The sequence below is a fragment of the Mesonia aestuariivivens genome, assembly GCF_019311235.1.
Taxonomy (GTDB): Bacteria; Bacteroidota; Bacteroidia; order Flavobacteriales; family Flavobacteriaceae; genus Mesonia; species Mesonia aestuariivivens.
The window spans coordinates 84,378-90,695 of the sequence record NZ_JAHWDF010000013.1 but is presented as its reverse complement, the minus strand read 5'-3'; the positions used below and the strand labels follow the sequence as shown (position 1 = coordinate 90,695).

4 protein-coding genes and 1 pseudogene are annotated in these 6,318 nt (G+C 35.3%); 4 read left to right on the top strand and 1 reads right to left on the bottom strand.

The window, feature by feature from the left end; translation table 11 throughout:
• The first annotated feature begins 271 nt into the window (after positions 1–271).
• From KW502_RS12145 to KW502_RS12135, 3 genes are all read left to right on the top strand, one after another.
• Complete coding sequence (locus KW502_RS12145; RefSeq protein ID WP_219040825.1) at positions 272–712, top strand: FEKKY domain-containing protein; 441 nt, start codon at positions 272–274, stop codon at positions 710–712.
• 409 nt (positions 713–1,121) lie between these two features.
• Positions 1,122–2,675, top strand: coding sequence for an IS1182 family transposase (locus tag KW502_RS12140; RefSeq protein WP_219040824.1), 1,554 nt, complete (start codon positions 1,122–1,124; stop codon positions 2,673–2,675).
• 45 nt (positions 2,676–2,720) lie between these two features.
• On the top strand, positions 2,721–3,869 hold the full coding sequence (locus tag KW502_RS12135; protein ID WP_219040823.1) for an erythromycin esterase family protein: 1,149 nt from the start codon (positions 2,721–2,723) through the stop codon (positions 3,867–3,869).
• 137 nt (positions 3,870–4,006) lie between these two features.
• Here KW502_RS12135 and KW502_RS12130 read toward each other — a convergent pair.
• Positions 4,007–5,072 (bottom strand): annotated as a pseudogene (locus KW502_RS12130) (IS110 family RNA-guided transposase).
• Between the two features lie 361 nt (positions 5,073–5,433).
• Between KW502_RS12130 and KW502_RS12125 the strand changes: the two are divergent.
• Entirely contained in the window at positions 5,434–6,036 is a 603-nt protein-coding gene (locus KW502_RS12125) for an RDD family protein (RefSeq protein ID WP_219040822.1), read from the top strand.
• Positions 6,037–6,318 lie beyond the last annotated feature (282 nt).

Here is a 6,318-nt window from a genome sequence, read left to right as displayed (position 1 = left end):
GGTAGAAATTTGTGGGCGGTACGCGGTCACTCAACCGAAAACTGTTGAATAACTGCTCTTGATATACTTTTTTGCCTTGCATATCATGAAATTAATCTTTTTTAGTAAATTGTGCAACAGGCACACCATATAACAAAAATAAGGGCTAAACGACAATCCCAAAAGTAGTCGAATAAAATTTCACAACGTAATTAACTGAAAACCAAGGTACTTTAACCCCTTACTTCTGTTATACAAAACAGTTATATGGCATTTTCTATATGATGATTCGATGAAAAAAATAATTATAATTCTGACTTTAATATTTTCTATTTCTTCATTTGCTCAAGAAAATGGACAAGAAGAAATTGTTTTTTCAAGAATTGGAAATTTAACTGACGAACAAATTAATTCGAGCGGTCCAGCAAAATTATTATTTACTAAAAAGTCAGAAATAAGTAACTTAGCAAAACAAGATATAGAAAATGGAAATCCATTTTTGCTTCTACAAGGAGGAATTGCACCAGTAATAATAGCTACTGATCCACAGTTTGAGGATAAGTATAAAATATATTTTTACGAATATGGTTGTACGGGTCCTGATCAAAGTTTAATAGAAGATTACAACAAAGAAATATTCAGTTATTTGACAGATCAGTATGGCAAAAAATGGATTAAAGAAGTTAGAGATGATGTTGTAGGATTAAATGAGTGGAAAAAATTAAAGAGATAAATTAAGATGAAAAAGCCTAAAATTATCGGATTATACTTACTAAGCGTAATCTGTATTTTCACATTTTTCTACCTTCATAATTCGGATTATTTATCATCATTGATTGAAAAAGCTGACAATTTTAGAATTCAGAACGGATTTTTTATCTTCTTAATTTCAGGATTAATAGAATATGGATTACTCCTAATAGGAATATTTATAATCGCAGTCTTAACATATTTATTAGTTCAAAAAAACGCCACATAACAACGGTTCATCGCCAATAAGCGGCAGCGTTAGAAAGAAAATAATTAACTTGACCAACAAACCAAATACTAAGCCGACAGTTCCGCGTCCCCTACTCCGCCAACTGGCGATAACCGAGACCGTCAGACTGTCTCAAAACCTAAGAATTTTGTATTTTTAGGATATGGAATACCAACAAGGACAAGACCGCGAACAGCTCAGCCTTTATTCGACCTGTTTGGATGATATGATCCCAGAGGATAACAGCGTACGACTCATTGATCAATTTGTAAACTTGCTCGATTTATCAAAAATGGGCTTTCAAACCATAGCTACTCAAGGGAGGCCGCCCTATGATCCGGCTGATCTGCTCAAGCTCTTTATCTATGGCTATATGAACCAGATGCGATCTTCCCGAAGATTGGAGAAAGAGGCTTATCGTAACATTGAAGTGATCTGGCTGATTAAAAACTTAAAACCCGATCACAATACCATTGCCCGGTTTAGAAAAGAAAACCCAAAAGCCATCCGAAAGGTGTTCCGGCAAAGTGTGGCCATCGCCCGTAACTTCAACCTGATCGGGGGAACACTTATTGCCGGGGATTCTACCAAGCTAAGGGCGCAAAACAGCAAAAAAAATAACTACAACAAAAAGAAAATACAGCGGCATTTAGAGTACATCGATAAAAAGCTCGAAGAGCATAACCAAGAACTGGCCAAGGCTGATGGCGATCAGAAAAAAACCGAAGAAATTAAAGAGCAAATTAAAGGGCGCAAACAGCAAAAAAACAAATACAAAGCGATACAAAAACAATTAGACAAGGATGCTTCTTCTGAAAACCCACAACGATCGACCTCTGATCCTGATAGCAGACATCAAATTGTAAGGGGAACCGTTACCGAGGTCTGCTACACCGCGCAAACTACCGTAGATGCCAAACATAAGTTACTGATCGATTATAAACTCACCAATCAGAATGATAAAAAAGCAATGGGCTTCATGCTCAGAAGGGCCAAGTCCATTTTACGATCAAACTCCTTTACTGCACTCTATGATAAAGGCTATCATACCGGGAGCGAGTTCCATATTGCCGATAGTCTAGGTATCAATACCCTGGTGGCCATCCCAGCCATTGGCCGTAAAAGCCAGGCTCCAGATCCCAAATACAATGCTGAAAATTTTGATTACAATACTGATGATGATACTTATACCTGCCCCCAGGGAAATACTTTATACAGCAATGGCTCCTGGTACAAAGCCCGAAACTATACGTTTAAACAATACAAGACCAAGGCCTGTAAGGAATGCCCGGTACGCAGCAAGTGTACCACGGCCAAAGCTAACGGTAAGATTATACAGCGCACCCAATTTACCCAGAACATCCAAGGCAACGCCAAGCGGGTCGAACAAAGCGGAGAGCTTTATAAAAAGAGGCAGGCGCTGGTCGAGCATCCCTACGGCACTATGAAGCGGCAATGGGGCTTTGATCATATCATGACCAAAAGGGGCATCAAAGCAGCTTCTGCAGATTTTGGACTCATCGCTCTGGCTTATAATTTAAGAAGATTATTCAATAGTAAAATCGCCTTACAGCAACTCATCGTAGCCCTGTTTTTAACCTTCAAGAAGTGTATACAAGCCTCTATAAGACGGAATAAAGCTTTTACCGAATGCACAACAAAAAATACTGATCAGAGTATAAATTTTGTTTTCAATCCTAATTTCAACTATTTTTAAAACCAAATATGGTAGTTTTGAGACAGACTGCCGTTGGCAACTATAATGAAAAAAATACTACTACTAACAATAATACTTTTTTTAAATCAAATTCTATTTTCTCAAATTGAAGAGAATACCTACGAATTAAACTCATTAAATAATCTACTAACAGAAGACGTTAAAAAAATTATCAGTCCAAACATTAATGAAAAGCAAACTGTTTTTTTGGGAGAATCTGTTCATTATAGTGGTTCTGATTTTATAGCCAAAACAGAATTTATAAAATATTTAGTTAGTGAACACGGTTTTAAGGATATTATCTTTGAAAGTGATTTTTTTGCTTTGTTATTTGACCATAATAAACGGAATTTATATACAATGTGGAGTAAATCTAAACAATGCGAAGAACTTTTTGATTTTTTGGAAAAAAACAAAGTTACCATCTGGGGTTTTGATAGTAGAATTCCTACTGCTTATTCTCATAAATATTTCACTATAAAATTATCAGAGTTTTTAAAAACAAATGATATCAAACTCGATCAAGAGTTTTCAAAACATGCAAAAACAATTATAAAAGATGAATATGAGGTAATCAATATAATATCAAAAGAAGAAATTGAATATATTAATGATTATCTCGATAAACTTTTATCAAATGAATTAATCAAGAAAAATCAAAAATGGGTTCAAATTCTTGAAAGTTTCAAAAGTTCTGTAAAGCTTTACACTGTTAAAGATAACAATTCAGATAACAACAGAATAAAGATTCGAGACAAACAAATGGCTGAAAATCTTGCTTTTTTAGTGAAAAAATATCCTGATAAAAAGTTTATTATTTGGTTAGCAAACGGACACATGTCAAAATCTAACTCTGAAATAATGAATGGACAAACTATGGGTCATCAATTTAGACAGTTAAATCCAAAAACTTCTTATCATATAGCTTTTGGCTCTATTGAATTACCTCCTACCAGAACTAAAGATGAAACTGAAAGAGCTTCGAGAAAAAATAAGTCCATTTTACACTACTTACCATCAATAAAGAAAAATTATTTTGTAGATTCAAAAAAAATAATTTCAACAAATAAAGAATTGAAAAATAAGAAGTTTGATGATTTATATATATTCAATTTAACTAAAAGGAAAACAAAATTGTTAAGCCATTTTGATGCCCTTGTATTTATAGCTAACGGTGAAGAAGTTGAATATTAAGAATAAATTACAGTTGCCAACAAAGAACTGAGGTAAAAACCAACTTTTTTTTACATTAAATTTGAGACATAATTAACCTGTACTAAAATCTATACGAATAGATCTTAGCTGTAATATTTACTTCTTTTTTTTTCTATCTATCCTTTTGCTAGAACAGATACATAGTTTTCATCGTAGGGTAATCCAGATTTAGCAATGGCAAAAGCCTGTTTCAACAGCTTATTGGCCACTGCAATCAACGCCAGTTTCTTACTCCTGTCTTCCTCTCTTTCGTGCCTCATTCGTCGGAGACAAGTGGCTACAATTCGCTCATAAATTGCCCTGCAACCCTTATTGTGTTTACAAGCGTTGAAAGCGCACAAAGAAATAATAGATTCCGAAGCTTTTATTACTTTGCCTTCCTCTCGCTCATTCTTTACTCGTCGGAGGCAAGACTTATTCTACTTCTGCCTCTAACACTACTGCCTGATTCCCGTATCGTTGGCGTGATCCCTACGTAACTACACAGCTGCGAAGCCTTCTCAAACTTGGTAAATCCATCTGTTATTACCACTAAAAATAAGGCGGTTTTCATTCCGATTCCAGGAATGCTCGTTAGCAAGGTTAGTTGCTGTTGCTGTTCTTGTTTGACAAGCTCCAGTAAGCGAGCTTCAATTCCCCTGACCTCTTTGTCTAGATGTTTGAGATCACGCTTTAAAGACCTATAAACATACCTAGAGGGAATACCTAGAACTTCCTCACCGTGAAGTTTATTCTTGGTAGCCGTACGCTTCTTTAGATAACTATCCATAAGTCGAAAAAGCTGAAGGCATTCTGCCTGTACATCGTTGAGTGCATTGTACAGCGGTACTTCATTAGACAAACCATAATGGCAAATAGCCTTGGCATCGCTCTTATCGGTCTTTATTTTTGATAATGCCATCCTCTCGCTGTCCTCGTCGGTGGCAAGTGAATGAAACGCTTCACTGATAAAGGATTGACTACTGCTACGCTCACCCCTTTATTGCAAAGAAACTGTGCAAATCGATAATGGTAATAGCCTGTAGCCTCCATCAATACTAAGCTATCCTTAGGTATATAACCTAAAAAAGAGACAAACCCAGACTCATCATTGCTAAACTGGCGATGACCACTTTTACTTCCATAAACATCAAAAACATCTTTACTGATATCGATTCCAAAAGTTTCTTTATATTTATCCATAAGAACTGATTTTATGAAAGAGCATACTACCGTGATCACAACAACTTGAAAACGAGGTCTAAAGCCTCAAAGAACTGAACGTGATTAAAGTAGTTAAAGAGAGGGGATTATCAATGTTGTCGAAGTCTAACGCTTCACCGTATATCATAACCTTAATCCTCTCTTTGTTCTTTCTGATTTATTGTTTAAATTTAATAAGAATCAAACTTAAGACGTATAACAAAAATAGCGGCTGAATAGACTTGCCGCACAAAAAAGTCTAATAAATTTATTAATTTCACAACGGAAAGGAAGTTGCATAAAATCCGCTACTTCTGTTATACAAATTCGTTAGCATTAATATAAACCAACCAGCAAACTAATGGAAAATGAATTTAAGAAAGTGATGTCTGAAAGGACAGACCAAGAATTAATAAAAATAGTAACCGTAGAAAGAGAAAGATATAATCCGACCGCAATAGAAGCTGCTGACTTGGAAATTGAAAAGCGGAATATTGACACCGCTGAATTTGAAAAAATAAAGGAAAAAGCAACAGTTGACAAAGAACAAAAACAAAAAGTTGACTCAAATGTTGTTGGTTCGGGAACTAGATTTATCAACTTCTTAATAGACTTTTTTGTTTGGCTAGTTTTAGCATCTCTAATAATCTTTATAATCGGACTTTTTGTTCCAGTCATAACAGAAAATCAAGGTATTTTAACTTTGCTTGTTTACATTTTATTTTTTGGTTCATTTATAGGTTATTACGCGATTATGGAAATCAAATTCCAAAAAACCGTTGGCAAATTTGTAACTAAAACCAAAGTCGTAACAATGAACGGAGAAAAACCAGAAAATGGTGAAATTATTGCACGGACTTTTTGCAGGCTAATTCCATTTGACCGACTTTCATTCTTGGTTGTTAAAAACGGAATTCACGATTTTTTATCTAAAACTAAAGTTGTAAAAGATACAGCGGAATAAAAATACTAATGCTAATCGAGTAGACGGCTCCGCCAGTAACTGACGGAGTGCGCCTCTCACACCACCGTACATACGGGTCTCGTATACGGCGGTTCATAATCCATCTTTTCACTCGCTCTTTACACCAATTGAAACTATTTCGTACTTTATGAATAGGCTACAGATTTTCTTGGGATTCGCTCACCCAATGAATGAAAAACAATGCTCCTATTCTAATTTCCGAAAGGATTATGTTCAGTCCTTTCCCATTTGTGAGACCTATGCAGTTTGCTGCACCTCGTT